This is a genomic window from Micromonospora sp. A3M-1-15, from assembly GCF_024213425.1.
Lineage (GTDB): Bacteria > Actinomycetota > Actinomycetes > Mycobacteriales > Micromonosporaceae > Micromonospora > Micromonospora chersina.
Map to the genome: position 1 here is coordinate 403,452 of NZ_JANAVK010000004.1, position 21,532 is coordinate 424,983.

The following is a 21,532-nucleotide window of genomic DNA, read 5'->3' on the forward strand; positions in this document are numbered from 1 at the left end:
AGGCGGCCCGATGAAAACGGTCCGCGTGCATCGTCGCCCCGGCAGCATAGCCCTCCGTGACGAAAATGGAATCGGTCACATCACCAGCGAGGGCACGAACCGGGGATTCCGGCGCGTTTCCGTACCAGTGACGTGACCGAGGGTGATCAGGCGCCCGGGAGAGCGAGCATCTGGTCCAGCGCGGCCCGGGCGTGCCGGGCGGTGTCCGGGTCCACGGTGATCTGGTTGACCACCCGGCCGGCGACCAGCTCCTCCAGGGCCCAGACCAGGTGCGGCAGGTCGATCCGGTTCATCGTCGAGCAGTAGCAGACCGCCCGGTCGAGGAACATGATCTGCTTGTCCGGGTGGGCCAGCGCCAGCCGGCGAACCAGGTTCAGCTCGGTGCCGACGGCCCACGCCGAGCCGGCCGGGGCCGCCTCGATGGTCCTGATGATGTATTCCGTCGAGCCCACCTGGTCGGCGGCGTTGACGACCTCGTGCCGGCACTCCGGGTGGACCAGCACGTTGACCCCCGGCACCCGCTGGCGCACGTCGTTGACGCTGTCGAGGGTGAAGCGGCCGTGCACCGAGCAGTGCCCGCGCCACAGGATCATCTTGGCGTCGCGCAGCTGCTCCGGGGTGAGCCCGCCGTTCGGCTTGTGCGGGTCGTAGAGCACGCAGTCGTCGAGCGAGAAGCCCATCTCCAGGACGGCGGTGTTGCGGCCCAGGTGCTGGTCGGGGAGGAAGAGCACCTTCTGCCCCTGCTCGAACGCCCAGTCCAGCGCCCGCTTCGCGTTCGACGAGGTGCAGACCACGCCGCCGTGCCGGCCGACGAAGCCCTTGATGTCCGCCGAGGAGTTCATGTACGTGACCGGGACGGTGTCCGCGGCGATGCCCAGCTCGGTCAGCACGTCCCAGGCGGTCTCGACCTGCGACAGCACCGCCATGTCGGCCATCGAGCAGCCGGCGGCGAGGTCGGGCAGGATGACCTTCTGGCGGTCCGAGGTGAGGATGTCGGCGCTCTCGGCCATGAAGTGCACGCCGCAGAAGACGATGTACTCCGCGTCGGGGCGGGCCGCCGCCTCCCGGGCCAGCTTGAACGAGTCGCCGGTCACGTCGGCGAACTGGATCACCTCGTCGCGCTGGTAGTGGTGGCCCAGCACGAAGACCTTCGTGCCGAGCGCGGCCTTCGCCGCGGCCGCCCGGGCCACCAGGTCAGGGTCGCTCGGCGCGGGGAGGTCACCCGGACACTCCACGCCACGCTCGGTGGCGGGGTCGCTGCCGCGGCCGAGGAGCAGCAGCGCAGTGGCGGTGTTTGAGGGCTCAACCCAGGTCGAAGTCACGTCACCCATGGTCCCACAGCGGGACGGCCGCGCAGCCGTCACGGATGTGGCCTGCCACACTGCTCGGCATGCGCGTGCTGCTCTGCCCGGACAAGTTCGCCGGCACGCTGCCGGCCCAGGAGGTGGCCGCCGCGGTGGCCGACGGCTGGCGGGCGGTCGCCCCCGCCGACGAGCTGCTGGTCCGGCCGCTGGCCGACGGCGGTCCCGGGTTCGTCGCCGTGCTCGCCGAGGCGCTCGGCGGCCGGCTGCTGCCGGTGCCCACGGTCGACCCGCTGGGCCGGCCCGCCGCCGGTGAGATCCTGCTCACCGACGACGGCGTGGCGTACCTGGAGAGCGCCCAGGCGTGCGGGCTGCACCTGCTCTCCGCCGCTGAGCGGGACCCGAAGAAGACCACCTCCTACGGGCTGGGCCTGCTGGTCGCCGCGGCGGTCGAGGCGGGAGCGCGGACCGTGGTGGTCGGGCTGGGCGGCTCGGCCACCAACGACGGCGGCGCCGGCATGCTCACCCCGCTCGGGGTCACCCCGCTGGACGAGGGCGGCCGGGCCCTCCCGTACGGCGGGGCGGCCCTCGCCGCGGTGGCCGCGCTGGACGGCGCGCCCCGGCTGCGCGGCGCGGCGCTGGTCGCCGCCACCGACGTCGACAACCCGCTGCTCGGGCTGCACGGCGCGAGCAGCGTGTACGGCCCGCAGAAGGGCGCCACCCGCGCCGACGTGCTGCTGCTCGACGCCGCGCTGGAGCGCTGGGCGGCCGTGCTGGAGAGGGACCTGCCGGGCTGCCCGGCGGGGCTCGGCGCGCTGCCCGGTGGCGGCGCGGCCGGCGGGCTCGGCGCGGCGGTCCTCGCGCTCGGCGGCCGGTCCGAGTCCGGCATCGGCCTGGTCACCCGGGCCATCGGCCTGGACGCCGCGCTGGACACCGCCGACCTGGTGATCACCGGCGAGGGCTCCTTCGACCACCAGTCGCTGCGCGGCAAGGTGGTCGCCGGGGTGGCCGGGGCCGCCCGGGACCGCGGGGTGCCCTGCGTGGTGCTGGCCGGCCGGGTGAGCACCGGGCGGCGGGAGGCGGCCGCCGCCGGTGTCACCGAGGCGCACAGCCTGGTGGAGCACTTCGGCGGCGAGGAGCGCGGGGGAGTGGAGGCGGCGATGAGCCGCCCGGCCGAAGGCCTGCGTGCGCTCGGCGCCCGGCTCGCCGGCCAGTGGAGCCGCTGAGCGCACCCGGACGACCCCGCCCTACGGTCGAGGTGGATTCGTTCACCGCCGGGCGCCCGCCGCCGACCGGGGCGAGTCCGTCATCACGCCGCCGGGTGACCTCGGTGGGAGCGGCGTACGATCGGATCTGGACCACACCGGGAATCACTGGCGGACGTACGGCGTTGGCCAGTGCGTCCGGACCCAATACCGCGCAGGGAGACTTCCACGTGACCACGCCAGCGCAGACCGAGTCGACCGAGGCCAAGGCCCCCAGCACCGTCGTCCTCACCGACGTCGCGGCGCAGAAGGTCAAGGCCCTGATCGAGCAGGAGGGCCGTGACGACCTGCGGCTCCGGGTCGCCGTGCAGCCGGGCGGCTGCTCCGGCCTGCGGTACCAGCTGTTCTTCGACGAGCGGTCGCTCGACGGTGACGTCGTCACCGACTTCGGCGGTGTCGAGGTCGTCGTCGACCGGATGAGCGCCCCCTACCTGGCCGGCGCCACCATCGACTTCGCCGACCGGATCGACGCCCAGGGCTTCACCATCGACAACCCGAACGCCGGCAGCTCCTGCGCCTGCGGCGACTCGTTCAGCTGAGTCGACCGGGCCCACGACGCCTGCCGTGAACGGCGGGACCATCCCTCACGGGCTGGTCCCGCCGTTTGTCGTCTCCCCCCGGGCCCTGACGGGACCGTCCGGCGGGTGTCCGGACCGTGACGCCCGGATGTGCGGGGGACGGCCGGTTGTCGACCGACCCCGTCCGAGCGGGCGGGGCGACCGGTAGGCTGACCCGCGCCGTGCTCCCGACCACGAGGGTTGACATGAAGATCGCCGTGACCGGCTCGATCGCGACCGACCACCTGATGAGCTTCCCCGGCCGGTTCGCCGACCAGCTCCTCGCCGACCAGCTGGACAAGGTCTCGCTCTCCTTCCTCGTCGACGAGCTGGTGCTCCGGCGCGGCGGCACCGCCGCGAACATCGCCTTCGGCATGGCCCAGCTCGGCCTCCGCCCGGTGCTGCTCGGCGCGGTCGGGGCGGACTTCGCCGACTACCGGTCCTGGCTGGAGCGGCACGGCGTCGACTGCGACTCGGTGCACGTCAGCGAGATCGCCCACACGGCCCGCTTCGTCTGCACCACCGACACCGACATGTGCCAGATCGCCTCGTTCTACGCGGGCGCGATGAGCGAGGCCCGCAACATCGAGCTGGCCCCCGTGGCGCAGCGGCTCGGTGGCCTCGACCTGGTGCTGGTCAGCGCCAACGACCCGGCCGCGATGATCCGCCACTCCGCCGAGTGCCGCGAGCGCGGGTACGCCTTCGTGGCCGACCCGTCGCAGCAGCTCGCCCGGATGGACGGCGCGGACGTGCTCGGCCTGGTCGAGGGCGCCGACTACCTGATGACCAACGAGTACGAGAAGTCGCTGCTGCAGAGCAAGGCCGGGCTGACCGACGCCCAGCTGCTGGACCGGGTCAAGGTGCGGGTCACCACGCTCGGCAAGCAGGGCGTGGAGATCGCCGGCCGGGACGTCGGGACCATCCACGTGCCGATCGCCCGCGAGATCCAGGCCGTCGACCCGACCGGTGTCGGCGACGGCTTCCGGGCCGGCTTCTTCGCCGCGCTCAACTGGGGCGTCAGCCCGGAGCGCGCCGCGCAGGTCGGCTGCCTGCTCGCCACCCTGGTGCTGGAGAACTTCGGCGGCCAGGAGTACGAGGTCCGCCGGGACCTGTTCGTCAAGCGGCTCGCCGAGTCCTACGGCGACGCGGCCGCCGAGGACGTCCGCCCGCACCTGCAGTGACCGGCCCGCGGACGCCCGGCCGCATCTGAACCACCCGACGCGCCCGCCTCCGCTGACCGGTCAGTGGGTGCGGCGCACGTCGTACCCCGGACCCTCCGGATGTGCGGCCACGAACTCCTGGCCGCGCATCCGGCACCAGGCCGGGATGTCCACGGCCGCGGCCGGGTCGTCGGCGAGCACCCGGACCACCGCGCCTACCGGCAGCTCGGGCAGTCGCCGGGCGAGATTGATCACCGGTAGCGGGCAGCGCTGGCCCCGGCAGTCGAGCACCTCGTCCGCCCCACTCACAGCGTTGCCTCCGTTCGCGACTGCGGGGCTCGCAGGGGCGGCTCACTCCTCGCGCTCACAGCCCGGCCACCCCCGCCTCGGCCCGCAGGCCCGCGACGATCCCGGGCAGCTCGGCCAGGAACCGGTCGACGTCGGCCTCAGTGGTCTCCCGGTGCAGCGACACCCGGACGTTGCCGTGCGACAGCACCCCCATCGCCTCCAGCACGTGTGACGGCCGCAACGTCGACGAGGTGCACGACGAGCCGGAGGAGACCGCGAAGCCCCGCCGGTCCAGCGCGTGCAGCAGCGCCTCGCCGTCCACGTACAGGCAGGAGAAGGTGACCAGGTGGGGGAGGCGGTCCACCGGGTCGCCGACCACCTCCACGTCCGGCACCTCGGCGGCCACCCGGGCCCGGATCCGGTCCACCAGCGGCGCCAGCCGGGCCGCCTCGGCCGCCGCGTCGGCCGCCGCCGCGCGCAGGCTCGCCGCCGCGGCCACCACCGCCGGCAGGTTCACCACCCCGGGGGTACGCCCCGACTCCCGCTCGTCGGCCGGGAACGGCGACTCCCACCGGGTGCCCTTGCGCACCACCAGCACCCCGACGCCGGGCGGCCCGCCCCACTTGTGCGCGCTGGCGCTCAGCACCGACCAGCCGGCCGGCAGCGGCGCCCGCCCGGCCAGCTGCGCCGCGTCGACGTACAGCGGCACCCCCGCCTCGGCGCACAGCTCCGCCGCCGCGGGCACCGGCTGCACCGTGCCCACCTCGTGACTCGCCCCGATCAGGGCGGCCAGGGCCACCCCGGGCGCGGCCACCGCCGCCGCCCAGGCGTCCAGGTCCACCCGGCCGAGCCGATCCACGGGTACGGACACCGCGTCGCCCCCGCCGGCCACGTGCCGCTCCGCGGCGTGCAGCACCGCCGAGTGCTCGATCGCGGAGTGCACCAGCGCCGCACCGGCCCGGCGCCGCCCCGACAGGCCACCGAGCACGGCGGCGTGCGCTGCCGTCGTACCGCTGGGGGTGAAGGAGAGCTCGTCGGCGCGGACGCCGAGGGTCTGCGCGGCGGCCTCGCGGGCGGCGTCGAGGAGCTGGCGGGCCCGGCGGGCCTGGCCGTAGAGCCGGGCCGGGTCGGCCCAGCCGTCGTCCAGCGCGGCCAGCAGCGCCTGCCGCGCGACCGGGTGCAGCGGGGCGGCGGTGGCCGCGTCCAGGTAGACCGGGTTTGCGCTCACGAAGCTCCACGCTATCGCGCCGGTACGCCCAAGATCCCCCCGATGGGGGCGGACAGTGACCCCAAGACGGTCAGGCCCGTCATGGTCGAGTAATCTGCGACCGTCGGTGACGCCTTTGCCGTCGGTGTCGAGCGAAACAATCACCGCGGCGCGCTAGGGAGGCAGGACCAGGTGGTCGCAAGGAGTTCGGAGGTACGGCCGTCGGCCGTACGGCACAGCGCTTCCTCGGGGGCCGGTGGGCGCCGGCGGCGTGGTGCCGGTCGACTCGCCGGGCTCGGTCTCGGCGGAGCCGCGCTGCTGGTTCTGCTCACCGGCTGCGACGTCGGCAAGACGTTCGGCGGCTTCGGGTGGCCGCAGGGCGGCATCACGCCCGAGTCGCACCGGATGTACGACCTCTGGATCGCATCCTGCATCGCGGCCCTCGCGGTCGGCGTGTTCGTCTGGGGCCTGATCTTCTGGTGCGTGATCCGCTACCGGAAGCGTGGCAACGCGCTGCCGGTGCAGACCCGCTACAACCTGCCGATGGAGTTCCTCTACACCATCGCGCCGATCCTCGTGGTCTCCGTGCTCTTCTACTACACCGCCGTGGTGCAGACCGACGTGGTGAAGGAGTCGAAGAACCCCGACGTCACCGTCGAGGTCGTCGCCTTCAAGTGGAACTGGCAGTTCAACTACCGCGACGGCAAGGGCCGCGACGCCAACACCGTCGCCTCGGTGCTGGGCACCAGCGAGGTCATCCCGGTGCTGGTCCTGCCGAGCGGCAAGTCGATCCGGTTCGAGGAGCAGAGCCGCGACGTCATCCACTCCTTCTGGGTGCCGGAGCTGCTGTTCAAGCGCGACGTCATGCCGGGCAGCATCCGGAACACCTTCGAGGTCTCCAGCATCGACCAGGAGGGCGCGTTCGTCGGCCGCTGCGCCGAGCTGTGCGGCAGCTACCACGCCTTCATGAACTTCGAGCTGCGGGTCGTCTCGCCGGAGAAGTACGAGCAGTTCCTGGCTGCCAAGAAGGACGGCAAGTCGACGCAGGAGGCGCTCAAGGCGATCGGCGAGCCCGAGTTCGCCACCGAAACCGTCCCGTTCAAGACGCGGCGCAACACCGCCAACTTCAACCCGTCCGACGCGACGGCCGGCGCGGGAAGCTGAGGGGTCCGGCATGAAGACCGAGTGGAAGATCTTCCTCACCATCGCGACGTTCCTCCTCGGCGCGGCGATCCTCTACGGCGCGTGGACCTACGGTGACAGCGGCCGGGTCGAGTGGATCGGCACCGTGGCGCTGCTGCTGTCCTTCCTGCTCTGCGCCATGTGCGGCGGCTTCTTCTGGTTCGTCTCGCGCCGCATCGACCTGCGCCCCGAGGACCGGCCGGACGGCGAGATCGCCGACGGCGCCGGCGAGATCGGCTTCTTCAGCCCGGGCAGCTACTGGCCGTTCGGCCTGGCCCTGGCCGCCGCGATCGCCGGTCTCGGCCTGGTCTTCTGGCAGTTCTGGCTGATCGGCCTGGGCCTCGTGACGGTCGTCTTCGCCGCCTGCGGCCTGCTCTTCGAGTACTACTCGGGCACCCGCCGCACCGCCGAGCACTGACCTGACCCACCACCGGCAAGGCCCGCGCCCCCTCGGGGGTCGCGGGCCTTCCGCGTTTCCTCCGCGCCGAGGCTCGGCGCCGTTGGGCCGGAGGTGATCCTGGCCGGCTTCGACGCGGGGTCAGGCGGCGCGGCGGTGGGGGGTGCTGGTGGCGCGGCGGCGGTGGTGCAGCCGCGGGGCGGGGAAGGCGAAGGTGGCGATGAGCACAGCCGCGCCGCAGCCGGTGCAGACCAGCTCCGGGCAGTCGGCGTCGTGCCCGTCGACGCAGGGGGGCGCCTCGAAGAGCACGACGCCCTCGCAGCCGTCGCAGTAGAGCTCGCGGTCCGACACGGGCGTCTCCTCTCGCTCCGGTGCCCGCCGGCCGGCGGTGGCGCCATCGGCGGAAAACGGAAAATTACTCCCGTGTAGTTTGGCACGCGGGTCCGACAAAACCGGACGGCACCCGGGCTCAGAGCGTGCCGGCCACCTCGAGCCAGCGCTCCAGGGCGCCGGCGGCCGCGCCGGAGTCGACCGACTCGGTCGCCCGGACCAGGCCGGCGCGCAGCGCCTCGTGCAGGTCGCCGTCGAGCGGGCCCTGGGTGGCCAGCGCGACCGCGGCGTTCACCAGCACCGCGTCGCGGACCGGGCCCGTCTCGCCGGCCAGCAGCCGCCGGACCACGCCGGCGTTGTACGCCGCGTCACCGCCGCGCAGGTCGGCCAGGGTGGCCCGGGGTACCCCGAGTTCCGTCGCGTCCAGCAGCGCCTCCCTGACGGCGCCCTGCTGGGCCACCCAGACGCGGGTCGGCGCGCCGGTGCTGAACTCGTCCAGCCCGTCCTCGCCGCGCACCACGACGACCGAGTCGCCCCGGGCGGCGAAGACGGCCGCCATCACCGGGGCCATCCGCGGGTCGAAGCAGCCGACGGCGCCGGCCCGCGGGCGGGCCGGGTTGGTCAGCGGGCCGAGGAAGTTGAACGCGGTGGGCACGCCGATCTCGCGGCGGACCGGGCCGGTGTGGCGCATGCCGGGGTGGAACCGGGCGGCGAAGCAGAAGCCGATGCCGGCCTCGGTCACGCAGCGGGCCACCTGCTCCGGGTCCAGGTCCAGCGGGACGCCGAGGTACTCCAGCACGTCCGCGGTGCCGCACGAGGACGAGGCGGCCCGGTTGCCGTGCTTGACCACACGGACGCCGGCGCCGGCGACCACCAGCGCGGCCATGGTGGAGATGTTCACCGTGTGGGCGAGGTCGCCGCCGGTGCCCACCACGTCCAGCGCGCCGGCCCGGATCTCCTCCGGCAGCGTCACGGGGACGGCCCGGGTCAGCATGGCCTCGACCAGACCGCCCAGCTCGGCCGGCGTCTCGCCCTTGGTGCGCAGGGCCACGGCGAAGCCGGCGATCTGGGCCGGGGTGGCCGAGCCGGCCATGATCTCGCCCATCGCCCAGGCGGTGTCGGCGGTGGAGAGCTCCTCACCGCGCAGCAGCGCGTTGAGCAGAAGCGGCCAGGTCCGTTCGCCCATGGCGGGCCTCCCGAGCGGGGGTGTGAGCGGGTGTGGCGGTCGTCATCCGGTCCGTGGCGCCGACGGGCGGCCCGGCGGGCCGGATCATGGCCGGTGGCCGTCATCCGTCCGTCGGCGCCGTCCGGCCTGGGCCGGATCGCGGCCGAGGTCGGCGCCACGGCCGCGTCGCCGTGGCGCCGGGACGACGGCTCCCGTTCGCGGCGCGGCGTCGGACGCGCCGGACGCTGGAGTCGTCGCCGGGTGGCTCAGGCCGCGGCGTGCGTGCGCCGCAGCAGCTCGGCGACGGTGGTGCCGGCGGTCACCGGGTCGAGGGGGTGGGTCAGCGTGGCGTCGACCTCGGCGTACGCGGCCAGCCAGCGGTCGGCGGCGCGGGCCAGCACCACGCAGGTCGGCGGGGCGTCGTCCCGGTCGTCCTTGATCTGGCGGGCGATGCCGAGGCCGCCGCCGGGGCTCGCCTCGCCGTCGAGCAGGAGCAGGTCGATCTCGTAGTCGTCGACCAGCCGGACGCAGCCGGCGTAGTCGGCGGCCTCGACGAACTCGATCTCGAGCCCGGGCGCGGGCCGGGTGCCCACGGCGAGTCGCATCCGGTCACGGACCTTCGGGTCGTCGCTGTAGAGCAGGACGGTGCAAAGACGATCGCTCATCGTGACGTGGCTCCCACTTCGTAGCTGCCCGCTGATCGTAGCGGGCGTCACATCCGGCCTGTCGCCCCGCCCTGGCGGCGGCTCCGGGTCGCGGCGCGGCGTCGGACGCGCACGAGCTGGAGCCGTCGTAGGGGTCAGGCGCTCGCCTCCGCGGCGCGCTGGCGGGCCTCCTGGCGGTCGAGCTCGCGGTCCAGGCGGCGGGCCTCCCGCTCGGACTGCTTGATCCACTGCACGACCAGCACGGCCAGCATGGTGACGCTGACGAACTCGCCGCCGGCCCAGAGCACGCCACCGGCGACCACCTGGTCGTTCCACGGGTCGGACCAGCTCAGGTGCAGCGACGGGTACCAGTCGCCGCCGAGCAGGATGGTGCTCTGCATGATGGTGAGCCCGAGCACGGTGTGGAACGGCACGGAGAGCAGCATGAGCAGCGCGCGGGCCGGGTACGGCCAGCGCCCGGGCAGCGGGTCCAGGCCGAGCAGCGGCCAGAAGAACACGCAGCCGGTCATGATGAAGTGAGCGTGCACCAGCTCGTGCGCCCACTCGTGCCGGAGGGTGATCTCGTACAGGCCGGTGAAGTAGAGGGCGAACGGGTTCACCACGAAGATGGCGAACGCCACCAGGGGGAAGCTGTAGACCCGGGCGATCCGGCTGTGCACGATCGCCAGCAGCCGCTTGCGCGGGCGCACCGGCAGGGTGCGCAGGGCGAGCGTCACCGGGGCGCCGAGCGCCAGGAAGATCGGCGCGATCATGGACAGCACCATGTGCTGGACCATGTGCACCGACAGTAGGGCGGTGTCGTAGGCGCCCAGCCCGCTGACCGTGACCGCGGCGATGCCGCCCAGGCCCGGGATGAGGAAGCAGACGGTACGGACCACCGGCCAGCGGTCGCCGCGCAGCCGCAGCCGGTACACCCCGTAGAGGTAGAGACCCGCGGCCAGCACCAGGCCGAGGGCGAGCCAACTGTCCAGCCGGGTCTCGGTCAGGACCCGGGCCACGGTGAACGGCGGCGGGACCGCCTCGCCCCCCGCCGCGAGTGTCGCCGGGGCCACCGAGGTGGCGGCGAAGATCGGATCGACGTGCAGCACGCTTTTCAGGGTAGGTCAGGCGAAGCGGACGACCCCGATCGGGCCACTGATGGCACAGGTTTGGCACCCCGCTGATCGTCGGTCCCGGTCAAGGGCAATAATGACCGCGTGACTGCGGCCCCAGCCATTGACAAGAGCCGGATCCACTCCCTGACCCGACCGAACATGGTCAGCGTCGGGACGATCGTGTGGCTCTCCAGCGAACTCATGTTCTTCGCGGCGCTGTTCGCGATGTACTTCTCGATCCGCGCGGCGGCGCCGGAGCAGTGGGAGAAGCACACCGAGATCCTGAACATCCCCTATGCGACCACCTTCACGGTGATCCTGGTGCTGTCCTCGGTGACCTGCCAGCTCGGTGTCTTCGCGGCCGAGAAGGGCGACGTCCACGCCCTCCGTCGGTGGTTCACGATCACCTTCGTGATGGGCTTGATCTTCGTCCTCGGCCAGGCGAACGAGTACCGCAACCTGGTGCACGAGGGCGTCAAGATCAACGAAGACGGTTACGGGTCGATGTTCTACCTGACGACCGGCTTCCACGGCCTGCACGTGACCGGCGGTCTGGTCGCGTTCGTCATCTTCATGATCCGCACCACCATGGGCCGGTTCACCCCGGCGCAGGCGACCTCGGCGATCGTCGTGTCCTACTACTGGCACTTCGTCGACGTCGTGTGGATCGGGCTCTACGCCATGATCTACTGGCTCCAGTGATCTTGGCGCGTCACGTACCGCGCCGCTGCTCCGTCCCCTGAGACAAGGTCCAACCGGTTAAGGACACAGGTCATGACTTCTGACAACGACCGCCGACGCGGTCTGCTCGCGCGCCTGCGCGGGCGGCCCGTAGCGCGCAGCAGGGGCCGCCGCCGGCTGGGTGCCGCGGTCCGGCTGGCCGCCGCGCTGATGCTGGCCGGCGGCGCCTACACCGTCTTCGCCCCCGGCGTGCAGGCGCAGGACAACCCGCCCCTGAGCGCCGCCGCCAACGAGGGCAAGGCGCTGTTCGACGTGAGCTGTGTGACCTGTCACGGTCGCAACGCCCAGGGCGTCGAGGGACGCGGCCCGAGCCTGATCGGCGTCGGGTCGGCCTCGGTCGAGTTCCAGGTCAGCAGCGGTCGCATGCCGATGGCCCGGCAGGAAGCCCAGGCCATGCGCAAGCCCCCGGCGTTCACCGACGAGCAGGTGCGCCAGCTCGGCCAGTACATCCAGGAGCTCGGCGGCGGCCCGCAGGTGCCGCAGGGCGACCTGCGCGAGGGCGCGAACCTCTCCACCGGTGGCGAGCTGTTCCGGATCAACTGCTCGCAGTGCCACGCCTTCGGCGCCGGCGGCGGTGCCCTCTCCTCGGGCAAGTACGCGCCGAGCCTCAAGCCGGCCAGCGACCGGCAGATCTACGCCGCCATGCTGAGCGGCCCGCAGAACATGCCGGTGTTCGGCGACAACCAGATCTCTCCGGAGCAGAAGGCGGACATCATCGCCTACATCCAGGAGACCCTGAAGCACGACCAGGACCAGGGCGGTTTCAACCTGGGCCGGTACGGCCCGTCGACCGAGGGTCTCGCGATCTTCCTGGTCGGCATCGTCGCGCTGGTCTTCGCGAGCCTGTGGATTGCGGGCAAGTCGTGACCGAGCGGATCATTCGTTTCAGTGCTGTGGCGCCGACCCCCGGCGTCACCCGTAGCGAGGTGACGGCATGAGCACCCACACCGAGCACCAGGCCCCGCAGGGCCGGGAGCCGCTCGACGTGAACGACCCCCGGCTCTCCCGGTTCGACATCGTCCAGGAGGGCGCGCGGCGGGACGACATCGAGATCGTCCACTACGAGCAGCAGGTGGTCCCGGGCAGCAAGGCGGAGCGCCGGCTGACCCGCACGGTCGCCACGATGTTCCTGCTGACCGGCCTCGCGGCCACCGCCTTCCTCGTCATCTACATCTGGTGGCCGTGGCAGTGGGAGGCCGGCCGCGGGGGCGACAAGTTCTACACCCCGCTGCTCGGCGTGACCCTGGGCATCGCGCTCCTCGGCGTCGGCTTCGGCATCCTCACCTGGGGCAAGAAGCTGCTGCCCAAGGAGGTCTCGATCCAGGACCGGCACGACCAGCCGGGCTCCCCGGAGGAGCGCCGGATCACCGGCGAGACGATGCTCTACATGGCCGACGAGCTCGGCGTGAAGCGCCGGCCGCTGCTCGGCATCTCGCTGCTCGCCGGCCTGGCGCCGGTCGGCGCGGTCGTCGCGGCGCCGCTGGTCGGTGGCCTGATCTCGCAGCCGCACAAGAACAACCAGATGTTCACCACCGGCTTCAAGCCGGCCTCGGACGGCAAGCGGATCCGGCTGATCCGCGAGGACGGCCGGCCGATCCGCCCGGCGGACGTCAGCGTCGGCGGCCAGCTCACCGTGTTCCCGGGCATCGAGGGCGGCGTCAGCAACAAGCACGCCGACTCGCCGACCCTGCTGATCCACCTGCGCGAGGACGACGCGCAGAAGTCGCGCGCCGCCAACGAGCGCAAGGGTCACGGCGGCTACATGTGGGGCAACTACGTCGCGTTCTCCAAGATCTGCACGCACGCCGGTTGCCCGGCCAGCCTCTACGAGCAGCAGACCAACCGGCTGCTCTGCCCCTGCCACCAGTCGCAGTTCCTCATCACCGACAACGCCATGCCGGTCTTCGGCCCGGCGAACCGGCCGCTGCCCCAGCTGCCGATCGAGGTCGACGAGGAGGGCTTCTTCGTGGCGAAGTCCGACTACACCGAAACCATCGGTCCCGACTTCTGGGAGCGGCCATGAAGCGCCGAAAGTTTGATGCGGCCGCGCTGCCGGCCAAGAGCGCCGGGGCGGTGGACGACCGCTTCCAGGTGGCGACCCCGCTGCGCAAGCTGCTGAACAAGGTCTTCCCCGACCACTGGTCCTTCCTGCTGGGCGAGATCGCGCTGTTCTCGTTCATCGTCCTGCTGCTGACCGGCGTCTTCCTGACGTTCTTCTACGAGCCGGCGATGACCGAGGTGGTCTACGACGGCAGCTACGCCCCGCTGCGGGGCACCCCGATGTCGGCCGCCTACGCCTCCAGCCTGGACCTGTCGTTCGACGTCCGGGGCGGTCTGATCATGCGGCAGATGCACCACTGGGCGGCCCTGCTGTTCATGGCCGCGATCGTGGTGCACATGCTCCGGGTGTTCTTCACCGGCGCGTTCCGCAAGCCGCGTGAGACCAACTGGATCATCGGCTCGTTGCTGTTCTGGGTCGGCTTCCTGGCCGGCTTCACCGGCTACTCGCTGCCGGACGACGGCCTCTCCGGCACCGGCCTGCGGATCGCCTCCGGCATCATCCTGTCGATCCCGGTGATCGGCTCCTGGGTCAGCTCGTCGATCTTCGGCGGTGAGTTCCCGGGCACCATCATCATCAGCCGGTTCTTCATCGCCCACGTGCTGCTCATCCCGGGTCTGCTGGTGGCGCTGATCAGCGCCCACCTGGGCCTGGTCTTCAAGCAGAAGCACACCCAGTGGCCCGGCCCCGGCCGGACCAACGAGAACGTGGTCGGCGAGCGGATGTTCCCGCGCTACGCGCTCAAGCAGGGCGGCTTCTTCATGGTCGTCTTCGGCGTGATCGCGCTCATGGGTGGCCTGTTCCAGATCAACCCGATCTGGTACTTCGGCCCGTACGAGGCGTGGGTGGTCTCGGCCGCCAGCCAGCCCGACTGGTACGTCATGTTCCTCGACGGCTCGACCCGACTCATGCCGGGCTGGGAGATCAGCATCCCGATCGGCGACGGGTACGTCATCCCGCCGCTGTTCTGGCCGACGGTCGTGCTCCCCGGCATCCTGGTGGGCCTGTCGACGATGTACCCGTTCCTGGAGGCGCGCCGCCTCAAGGACTACAAGCACCACAACCTGCTCCAGCGGCCCCGGGACGTGCCGGCCCGGACCGCGGTGGGCGCCATGGCGGTCGCCTTCTACATCGTGCTGACCCTCTCGGGCGGCAACGACGTCATCGCCGACAAGTTCCACATCAGCCTGAACGCGATGACCTGGGCCGGCCGTATCGGTCTGCTGGTCCTCCCGCCGCTGGCCTACTACGTCACCTACCGGATCTGCCTGGGTCTCCAGCAGCACGACCGGGAGGTGCTGGCCCACGGCGTGGAGACCGGCATCATCAAGCGGCTGCCCGACGGCCGGTTCGTCGAGGTCCACCAGCCGCTCACCCCGACCGACGGGCACGACGGCCACGGCCCCGCGCTGGACTACGTCGGCTGGGTGGTGCCGAAGAAGATGAACCGGCTCGGGGCCCTCGGCCCGGCCATCCGGGGCTTCTTCTACCCGATCGAGAAGCCGGCCGAGGCGCCGGTCTCGCCGGGGCACCCGCCGGTCGAGCCCCGACCGGAGCGGGAGGAGATCGGCAGCGGCGAGAGCCGCCGCTGACCCGCCCGGGTACGACTGACCGTGGCGCCCGCCGGATCTTCCGGCGGGCGCCACGGCCGTTTTCCACCCTGCCGTCCCGTACCGTCCGCCGGACGCCCGTCGGCCCCGGTCCGGTGCCCCGCCACCCCCTGACACGGACGGGCGGAATCGCAGGAATAACCCCGGTCAGCCGGGTATCCGTGCGGTCCAACGTCTCAAGGGGGGGAAAGCATGTTGGGAATCAAACGCCTGGGCCTGCTGGCCGCGCTGGTGCTCGTGGGACTGGCGCCGGCCGCGGCGGCCCAGGCCGCGGCGCAGCCGTCGACGCAGGACACCCAGTACCTGCAGGCGGTGCACCAGGTGAACCTGTTCGAGATCACGGCGGGTAACCTGGCGCAGCAGAAGGGCCAGAACCAGCAGGTCAAGGACCTGGGCAAGATGTTCGTCACGGACCACACCCAGCTGGACCAGACGGTGCAGTCCACCGCCCAGCAGCTCAACGTCCAGCTGCCGTCCGACCCGACCGCCGATCAGCAGAAGGTCCTGGACCGGCTGAACAACCTGAGCGGCGCGGAGTTCGACAAGGCGTGGGTGACCGCCCAGTTGGCCGGCCACGTCCAGGCCATCCAGGCGACCCAGACCGAGATCTCGCAGGGTTCCGAGCAGTCGGTGGTCCAGATCGCCCAGGACGCCCTGCCGGTCCTCCAGGCGCACTACGACGCGCTGGTGGCCCTGGCTCAGACCCTGGGTGTCCCGGTCCCGCAGACCAGCGGCAGCGGCACGCCCAGCCCGGGCGGCACCGGCACCGAGTCGCCGGCTCCGGGCGGTACCGGCACCGAGTCGCCGGCTCCGGGTGGCACCGGCACCGAGGCGCCCGCTCCGGGCACCACGGAGACCCCGGCGCCCGGCCAGAGCTGACGCGTACGGCCCGACGGTGGCCGGTCCGCCCCACGGGGGCGGGCCGGCCACCCGCGTGCGGTCAGTCGGCGTTGGCCAGCCCGATCGCGAACGCCTCCTCCAGGTCGTGCTGGGAGTAGGCGCGGAACGCGATGTGCGACTCGGTGTTGATCACCCCGGGCACCTTGGAGATGCTGCCGGCGATGACCTGGGCGATCTGCTCGAACTCGCGGACCCGGACCATGGCGATCAGGTCGACGTGCCCGGCCACCGAGTAGACCTCGCTGACGCCGGGCAGGTTGGCCAGCGTCTCGGCCACCTCGGGAATGGAGTCGGTGGCGCAGTCGATCAGCACGATCGCGGTGATCACGGGACATTTCTCCGTTCGTCGGCGTCGAGGCCCATGCTAGAGGCTCCGCGGGTCATCGGGCCGCGGGGACGGTGAGGTCGCTGCCGGCCCGGATCACCTCGCTGAGGCGTTCCCCCGCGGTGACCGTCGCGCCGGGCCAGACGACCGACCGGTCCACCGCGCCACGCACCACGGCGCCCGCCCCGACCACCGAGCGGGTCACCGGCCCGTCGACCGTGGCGGACGGGTCGACCAGGCCGTCGGGGCCGGCCGCGTGCAGGTTGGCGGCCAGGTAGTCGGCCGGGGTGCCGGTGTCGTAGAAGGTGCCCCGCCAGGGGAGCACGGTGAGCGCTCCGGCCGCCTCCGCCGGCCGCCAGACCGCCCGCACCAGGTCGCCGAAGGCCGCCGGCAGCTCCCGGACCAGCCGCCAGGGCAGCAGCGAGAACCCCACGAACCGGTGGCCGTCGAAGGTGCCGGGGGCGGCCGGGTCGTCGGCCGGCTGGCCGAGCAGGCGTACGCTCCGCCCGTCCCAGCCGTCGAGCAGCGCCGCCACGTCCGGCCCCGGCGGGGCGTCCGGGTCGGCGAGGTACGCGTCGGCGTTGCCGACCAGCACCCCCCGCCCGGCGATCCAGTCGCGCAGGTTGCCCAGCCCGCCGGCGGTGCCGAGCGGGTCGCCCGGCTCGACCGACAGGTGCGCGCGGGCGCCCACGTGCGCCACCACCTGCCCGCCCAGGTAGCAGGCGTTCACCGCGACCCGGTCCGGCCCGGTCAGGCCCAGCCCGGCCAGCCGGTCCAGCGCCCGGTCGAGCAGCGGCACGTTGCCGACCGGGCAGAGCGCCTTCGGCAGGTGCGCGGTGAGCGGGCGCAGCCGGGTGCCCTCGCCGGCGGCGAGCACCACCGCGCAGACGTCCACGGCGGCCCGCCAGCCGGGCCCGGTCGCGGGAGCGGTCACGCGGCGGGTGGCGCCGCCGGCGGGACCTCACCCGCACGCGGGCCGATGCCGTAGTAGCGGAGCAGGTTGGCGGTGGCCCGGCTCAGCCGGGGCAGGTCGTCCAACGGGTGCCAGGCGGCCTCGAAGACCTCGGCGCCGTCCACCGCCAGCTCCGTGCGGGAGGCCGGCACCTCGGCCTCGAAGACCACGTCCACCCAGCCCTTGGCGTGCACCACGGCGTTCGGCACGGCCGGGCGGAGCCGCTCGGGGGAGAGCCGGATGCCGGACTCCTCGTACAGCTCGCGGGCCGCCCCGACCACCGGCGCCTCGCCGCGTTGCAGCAGCCCGGCCGGGAGGGTCCAGCTGTGGCCGGGCGGCTGGCGCAGCAGCAGGATCCGGCCCGCCCCCTCGGCCTCGGTGTCCCGGACCAGCGTGACCGCGCCGACGATGTACTTCGGCACGGCGAGCCGGACCAGCCGGCGCCGCAGCGGCACCGGGAGCCGGTAGAAGATCTGGTAGCCGAGGGCCCGTCCGGTGGCACGCGCGCGGGGGATCATGTCTGTAAGGCTAGTGGCCGGGCGCGCCCGTGGCTGAGCGGAGCTCGCCTACTGCCGGTGGTCGACCAGATCGATCAGCTGCCGGACCACCGTGTCCGGCTCGACGGTGCGGTCGAAGACCGCCACGAGCAGGGTCTCCAGGTCGGGGTAGCCCAGCTCCTCGGAGAGCCGCAGCAGCGGCAGGTCGCTGGCCAGGCCCCGGTCGTGCTTGCGCAGCGCCAGGCCGATGGTGGCCCGGCCGAGGCGTACCTTGTCGGCGATCGAGATGCCGGGCTCGGTGTGCTCGGCGAACCAGCGGTTGATCTGCATCTGGGCGTGCGGGGACTTGACGAAGCCGAGCCACTCGCGGCGCGGCCCGCGCGGCGCCACGTCGGCCTCGAAGCCGCTCTCCGCGTCGCCCTCGGTGAAGATCTCCACCACGTCGCCCTCCTCCAGTTCGGAGGAGAGCGGGGCCAGCCGGCCGTTGATCCGCGCGGCGAGGCAGTGGTCGCCCCGCTCGGTGCCCAGCTCGTAGGCGAGGTCGACCGGGGTGGCTCCGGCCGGCAGCACCACCTGCCGCCCGTCGGCGACCACCTGGACCTGCGCCTCGGCCAGGTCGCAGCGCAGCGACTCCATGAACTGGGTGGGGTCGACCGTCTCCTGCTCCCAGTCGAGCACCCGGCGCAGCCAGGCCAGCTCGTCCGCCCGGTCGCCCGCCCGGCCGGTGCGCGGGAAGCGGTAGTGGGCGGCGACGCCGTACTCCGCGGAGCGGTGCATCTCCTCGGTGCGGATCAGCACCTCGACGGTCCGGTCCTGCGGGCCGCACACGCTGGTGTGCAGGGAGCGGTAGAGGTTGTTCTTCGGCGAGGCGATGAAGTCCTTGAAGCGGCCCGGCACCGGCCGCCAGAGCCCGTGCACCGCGCCTAGCGCGGCGTAGCAGTCGGTGGCCGGGCCGTCCACCACGATGGCGATGCGGGGCAGGTCGTACGGCGCGGCGTGGTCGCCGGCCACCGTGTCCTTCCAGATCGAGTAGAGGTGCCGGGGGCGGGGACCGACCTCGGCGTCCACCCGGCTGCGGCGCAGCGCCACCCGCGTCTTCGCCACCACGTCGTCCAGGTAGGCGTCCCAGCCCGGCCGGTCGTGCACGAAGCGGGCGATCCGCGCGTGCTCCTCCGGCCGCAGGTGCAGCAGCACCACGTCGTCCAGCTCGCGTTTGAGGGTCTGGATGCCCAGCCGGTCGCAGAGCGGGACGAGCACCTCCTGGGTCTTGCGGGCGATCCGCTCCCGCGAGGCCGCCGAACGGACCCCGAGGGTGCGCATGTTGTGCAGCCGGTCGGCCAGCTTGATGATCAGCACCCGGACGTCCTTGCCGGCCGCCACGATCATCTTCCGGACGGTCTCCGCCTCGGCGACCTTGCCGTAGAAGGCCTTGTCGAACTTGGTCACCCCGTCGACCAGGTGGGCCACCTGGCGGCCGAAGTCCTCCTGGAGCGCCTGGAGGGTGTAGCGGGTGTCCTCGACGGTGTCGTGCAGCAGGGCGGCGACCAGGGTGGTGGTGTCCATCCCGAGGTCCGCGCAGATCTGGGCGACCGCGAGCGGGTGCGTGATGTACGGCTCGCCGCTCTTGCGGAACTGGCCGCGGTGCATGTTCTCGGCGATCGTGTAGGCCCGCCGCAGCACCGACGCCTCGGCGCTGGCATGGATGCCGCGATGGACGCGGACCAACGCGGTGACCGGGTCGCCGTCGGTGGTGGGCCAGGTGAGCAGGGAGCGCAGCCGGCGGGAGAGCGGCAGCTCGCCGGGCTGGGTCGGGAGGGCGCCGCCCAGGGCGGCGCCGTGTCCGGCGTCGACGTCCACCTGGGACACCTCCTCACCCCGGCCCCGGGTCGCCGAAGCCGGCAACCGGGAGCAGGCCCGCGAATCGGGCAGGACTGCACTTCTCTAACAGCCTAAGGGAGTTGACGTAGTCCGATCGGACACTTGGTCATGAGCGTTCGGTCGAGAGTTGGTGGGACGCGCCGTTTTCCGCCTTGGTCAACAGGTCGCGGAACCGGCCCGCGCCGGCGACCGGCGAGGCCCACCCGGCCGAGGTCTCGACCAGCCGGGTCTCCGGTCGCTCCAACCAGGACAGGATCCGCTCGGTCTCCTCGGCGGTGGCGGCCGGCACCGGGCCGTGCCCGGGCAGGACCGTCTCGGCGGTGGCCCGGATCGCGCTGATGGTCGGTCGCGGGTGGACGCCCGGTGGGGACACCCCGGCCCCGGCCAGCCGGCCGTGCCGGACCAGGGCCAGCTCCCAGCCGCCCCGGGCGGCCGGGCGGGCGGCGGCCAGCTCGGCGATGCCGGTCAGCGCGGCCAGCCGCTGCATCCGGACCGCCGCGCGCAGCACCGCGGCCAGCCGGCTGCGGACCACCGCGGCCTCCTCGTAGCGCCGGGCGTCGGAGAGCACCTCGATCCGGGCCAGCAGGGCGTCCACCACCACCTGCGGGTCGTTCCGGGTGGCGGTGCGGAACGGAACGGCGGCGTGGTCGTCGTAGTCCTCCGGGGTGATCCGGTGCTCGCAGGGCGCCGGGCACCGGCCCAGCTCGGCCAGCGCGCAGGCCGGCATGGTGGTGCGCCGGGACAGCCGGTGGGTGCACTGCCGCAGCGGCACCGCGTCGTGGAACCCGGCGGCGGCCAGCTCGGCGGCCTGCTTGGAGCGGAACGGGCCGAGGTAGGCCGAGTCGGTGGGGGCCAGCTCGCGCACGATCGACAACCGGGGGTACGCCTCGTCGGTCAGCTTCAGCCAGACCTGCCGCTCCGGGTACTTCGACCGCCGGTTGTACGGCGGCGCGTGCGCGGCGATCAGCCGCAGCTCGCGCACCTCGGCCTCCAGCGAGTGGGCGCACTCGACCGCCTCCACCCGTTCGGCGGCGGCCAGCATCTCCGAGATCCGGGCGCGCTTCTCGCCGGCGGTGAAGTAGCTGCGCACCCGGGTGGCGATGTCGCCGGAGGTGCCGACGTAGAGCGGCCGGTCGTCGGCGGCCCGGAAGATGTAGACCCCGGGCACCTTCGGCAGCCCCTCGGCGAGGTGCCGCTTGCGGCGCTGGGTCGGGGTGACCGCGCGGGCGAACTCGATGGCCTCGCCGACGGTGTCGACCCGGTGCCCGCCGAGCCGGCCGATCAGCCCGTGCAGCACGTCGACGGTGGCCTTGGCGTCGTCGAGCGCCCGGTGGGTCGGCTGGGTGGCGGTGCGGAAGTAGGCCGCCAGGGTGCCCAGCTTGCGGTTGGGCACCTCGTCGCGGGTGAGCACCCGGCGGGCCAGCGCGGCGGTGTCCAGCACCCGCGGGTTGGGCCACGGGTAGCCGTGCCGGGCGCAGGCGGCCTTGAGGAAGCCCACGTCGTAGGGGGCGTTGTGGGCCACCAGCACGGCGTCGGCGATGAACTCCAGGAAGCTCGGCAGCACCTGCTCGATCGGCGGGGCGGGGAGCAGCATGGCCTGGGTGATGCCGGTCAGCACGGTGATGAACGGCGGGATCGGCACCCCCGGGTTGACCAGGGTGGCGAGCACGCCCAGCTCCTCACCGCCGCGCACCTTGACGGCGCCGATCTCGGTGATCCCGCCGCCGTCCGGCGCGCCGCCGGTGGTCTCCAGGTCGACCACCACGAAGGTGGTCGCGTAGAGCGGCAGCGCGGGGTCGACACCCGTGCCCGCCGCCCGGTCCAGGCCGGCCAGCGCCTCCTGGACGTACTCCGGTCGCGTCACCCGCGGCACGCTAGCGGCGGGGTCCGACACTCCCGTCCCACCAGTACCAATCGCTACCACGGCGGTAGGATGAGAGATCGGCTCACTCACCCGGC

At 72.8% G+C, this 21,532-nt stretch carries 22 protein-coding genes; 10 read left to right on the forward strand and 12 right to left on the reverse strand.

The window, feature by feature from the left end:
* Positions 1–146 precede the first annotated feature (146 nt).
* Entirely contained in the window at positions 147–1,322 is a 1,176-nt protein-coding gene (nadA, locus tag NLX85_RS22355; protein WP_254338168.1) for a quinolinate synthase NadA, read from the reverse strand.
* Between the two features lie 44 nt (positions 1,323–1,366).
* Between nadA and NLX85_RS22360 the strand changes: the two genes are divergently transcribed.
* The 3 genes from NLX85_RS22360 (at position 1,367) to NLX85_RS22370 (ending at position 4,304) form a co-directional block, all read left to right on the forward strand.
* Positions 1,367–2,527, forward strand: a complete 1,161-nt coding sequence (locus tag NLX85_RS22360) for a glycerate kinase (RefSeq protein ID WP_254338170.1) — start codon at positions 1,367–1,369, stop codon at positions 2,525–2,527.
* A gap of 209 nt (positions 2,528–2,736) precedes the next feature.
* Positions 2,737–3,105 (forward strand): iron-sulfur cluster insertion protein ErpA, encoded by a 369-nt coding sequence (erpA, locus tag NLX85_RS22365; protein ID WP_107079767.1) that lies wholly within the window; start codon positions 2,737–2,739, stop codon positions 3,103–3,105.
* Positions 3,106–3,329: 224 nt separating this feature from the next.
* Positions 3,330–4,304, forward strand: a complete 975-nt coding sequence (locus NLX85_RS22370) for a carbohydrate kinase family protein (protein ID WP_254338172.1) — start codon at positions 3,330–3,332, stop codon at positions 4,302–4,304.
* A gap of 60 nt (positions 4,305–4,364) precedes the next feature.
* On the opposite strand, the gene NLX85_RS22375 is transcribed toward NLX85_RS22370, so the two are convergent.
* The gene (locus NLX85_RS22375) at positions 4,365–4,592 is read right to left on the reverse strand and encodes a sulfurtransferase TusA family protein (RefSeq protein WP_254338174.1); all 228 of its coding nucleotides are present in this window, start codon (positions 4,590–4,592) and stop codon (positions 4,365–4,367) included.
* 55 nt (positions 4,593–4,647) lie between these two features.
* Entirely contained in the window at positions 4,648–5,799 is a 1,152-nt protein-coding gene (locus NLX85_RS22380) for an aminotransferase class V-fold PLP-dependent enzyme (protein WP_254338176.1), read from the reverse strand.
* 171 nt (positions 5,800–5,970) lie between these two features.
* Here NLX85_RS22380 and coxB point away from each other — a divergent pair, with 171 nt between their 5' ends.
* Both coxB and NLX85_RS22390 read left to right on the forward strand, forming a co-directional pair.
* Positions 5,971–6,942, forward strand: coding sequence for a cytochrome c oxidase subunit II (coxB, locus tag NLX85_RS22385; protein ID WP_254338178.1), 972 nt, complete (start codon positions 5,971–5,973; stop codon positions 6,940–6,942).
* Positions 6,943–6,952: 10 nt separating this feature from the next.
* Entirely contained in the window at positions 6,953–7,378 is a 426-nt protein-coding gene (locus tag NLX85_RS22390) for a cytochrome c oxidase subunit 4 (protein WP_254338180.1), read from the forward strand.
* Positions 7,379–7,498: 120 nt separating this feature from the next.
* On the opposite strand, the gene NLX85_RS22395 is transcribed toward NLX85_RS22390, so the two are convergent.
* The 4 genes from NLX85_RS22395 to NLX85_RS22410 all read right to left on the reverse strand — a co-directional run bounded on the left by NLX85_RS22395 (position 7,499) and on the right by NLX85_RS22410 (position 10,605).
* Entirely contained in the window at positions 7,499–7,708 is a 210-nt protein-coding gene (locus NLX85_RS22395) for a hypothetical protein (protein WP_254338182.1), read from the reverse strand.
* A gap of 118 nt (positions 7,709–7,826) precedes the next feature.
* Entirely contained in the window at positions 7,827–8,873 is a 1,047-nt protein-coding gene (gene trpD / locus NLX85_RS22400; RefSeq protein WP_254338184.1) for an anthranilate phosphoribosyltransferase, read from the reverse strand.
* A gap of 245 nt (positions 8,874–9,118) precedes the next feature.
* Complete coding sequence (locus NLX85_RS22405) at positions 9,119–9,517, reverse strand: hypothetical protein (protein ID WP_107077533.1); 399 nt, start codon at positions 9,515–9,517, stop codon at positions 9,119–9,121.
* Between the two features lie 134 nt (positions 9,518–9,651).
* Positions 9,652–10,605, reverse strand: coding sequence for a cytochrome c oxidase assembly protein (locus NLX85_RS22410; protein ID WP_254338186.1), 954 nt, complete (start codon positions 10,603–10,605; stop codon positions 9,652–9,654).
* A 108-nt stretch (positions 10,606–10,713) separates the two neighbouring features.
* On the opposite strand from NLX85_RS22410, the gene NLX85_RS22415 reads away from it, so the two are divergent.
* From NLX85_RS22415 to NLX85_RS22435, 5 genes are all read left to right on the forward strand, one after another.
* Positions 10,714–11,313, forward strand: coding sequence for a heme-copper oxidase subunit III (locus NLX85_RS22415; protein ID WP_091320077.1), 600 nt, complete (start codon positions 10,714–10,716; stop codon positions 11,311–11,313).
* A 72-nt stretch (positions 11,314–11,385) separates the two neighbouring features.
* Complete coding sequence (locus tag NLX85_RS22420; RefSeq protein ID WP_254338188.1) at positions 11,386–12,219, forward strand: c-type cytochrome; 834 nt, start codon at positions 11,386–11,388, stop codon at positions 12,217–12,219.
* 67 nt (positions 12,220–12,286) lie between these two features.
* Positions 12,287–13,375: a ubiquinol-cytochrome c reductase iron-sulfur subunit gene (locus NLX85_RS22425; RefSeq protein ID WP_254338189.1), complete on the forward strand. Its 1,089-nt coding sequence runs from the start codon at positions 12,287–12,289 to the stop codon at positions 13,373–13,375.
* A complete protein-coding gene (locus tag NLX85_RS22430) occupies positions 13,372–15,003 on the forward strand; it encodes a cytochrome b N-terminal domain-containing protein (RefSeq protein WP_254338192.1) in 1,632 nt (543 codons plus the stop codon). Before NLX85_RS22425 ends, NLX85_RS22430 begins: the two co-directional genes overlap by 4 nt.
* A gap of 210 nt (positions 15,004–15,213) precedes the next feature.
* On the forward strand, positions 15,214–15,900 hold the full coding sequence (locus NLX85_RS22435; protein WP_254338194.1) for a DUF4142 domain-containing protein: 687 nt from the start codon (positions 15,214–15,216) through the stop codon (positions 15,898–15,900).
* 61 nt (positions 15,901–15,961) lie between these two features.
* Here the strand turns inward: NLX85_RS22435 and NLX85_RS22440 are convergent, their stop codons facing one another.
* The 5 genes from NLX85_RS22440 to NLX85_RS22460 form a co-directional block, all read right to left on the reverse strand.
* The gene (locus tag NLX85_RS22440; RefSeq protein WP_091122500.1) at positions 15,962–16,249 is read right to left on the reverse strand and encodes an Lrp/AsnC family transcriptional regulator; all 288 of its coding nucleotides are present in this window, start codon (positions 16,247–16,249) and stop codon (positions 15,962–15,964) included.
* 52 nt (positions 16,250–16,301) lie between these two features.
* Complete coding sequence (locus NLX85_RS22445) at positions 16,302–17,180, reverse strand: sugar phosphate nucleotidyltransferase (RefSeq protein ID WP_254338196.1); 879 nt, start codon at positions 17,178–17,180, stop codon at positions 16,302–16,304.
* Positions 17,177–17,716 (reverse strand): NUDIX hydrolase, encoded by a 540-nt coding sequence (locus NLX85_RS22450; RefSeq protein ID WP_189195069.1) that lies wholly within the window; start codon positions 17,714–17,716, stop codon positions 17,177–17,179. The genes NLX85_RS22445 and NLX85_RS22450 overlap by 4 nt, the downstream gene beginning before the upstream one ends.
* 48 nt (positions 17,717–17,764) lie before the next feature.
* Positions 17,765–19,552, reverse strand: coding sequence for a bifunctional (p)ppGpp synthetase/guanosine-3',5'-bis(diphosphate) 3'-pyrophosphohydrolase (locus tag NLX85_RS22455; protein ID WP_254338198.1), 1,788 nt, complete (start codon positions 19,550–19,552; stop codon positions 17,765–17,767).
* A 127-nt stretch (positions 19,553–19,679) separates the two neighbouring features.
* Positions 19,680–21,437: a DEDD exonuclease domain-containing protein gene (locus NLX85_RS22460; RefSeq protein WP_254338200.1), complete on the reverse strand. Its 1,758-nt coding sequence runs from the start codon at positions 21,435–21,437 to the stop codon at positions 19,680–19,682.
* Positions 21,438–21,532 lie beyond the last annotated feature (95 nt).

Bases quoted from the DNA above. Each gene is read 5' to 3' on its own strand.
- NLX85_RS22420 (WP_254338188.1), top strand. From the start codon at position 11,386: ATGACTTCTGACAACGACCGCCGACGCGGTCTGCTCGCGCGCCTGCGC.
- NLX85_RS22370 (WP_254338172.1), top strand. From the start codon at position 3,330: ATGAAGATCGCCGTGACCGGCTCGATCGCGACCGACCACCTGATGAGC.
- NLX85_RS22390 (WP_254338180.1), top strand. From the start codon at position 6,953: ATGAAGACCGAGTGGAAGATCTTCCTCACCATCGCGACGTTCCTCCTC.
- trpD (WP_254338184.1), bottom strand. From the start codon at position 8,873: ATGGGCGAACGGACCTGGCCGCTTCTGCTCAACGCGCTGCTGCGCGGT.
- NLX85_RS22405 (WP_107077533.1), bottom strand. From the start codon at position 9,517: ATGAGCGATCGTCTTTGCACCGTCCTGCTCTACAGCGACGACCCGAAG.
- NLX85_RS22450 (WP_189195069.1), bottom strand. From the start codon at position 17,716: ATGATCCCCCGCGCGCGTGCCACCGGACGGGCCCTCGGCTACCAGATC.
- NLX85_RS22435 (WP_254338194.1), top strand. From the start codon at position 15,214: ATGTTGGGAATCAAACGCCTGGGCCTGCTGGCCGCGCTGGTGCTCGTG.
- NLX85_RS22360 (WP_254338170.1), top strand. From the start codon at position 1,367: ATGTGGCCTGCCACACTGCTCGGCATGCGCGTGCTGCTCTGCCCGGAC.
- NLX85_RS22425 (WP_254338189.1), top strand. From the start codon at position 12,287: ATGAGCACCCACACCGAGCACCAGGCCCCGCAGGGCCGGGAGCCGCTC.
- NLX85_RS22430 (WP_254338192.1), top strand. From the start codon at position 13,372: ATGAAGCGCCGAAAGTTTGATGCGGCCGCGCTGCCGGCCAAGAGCGCC.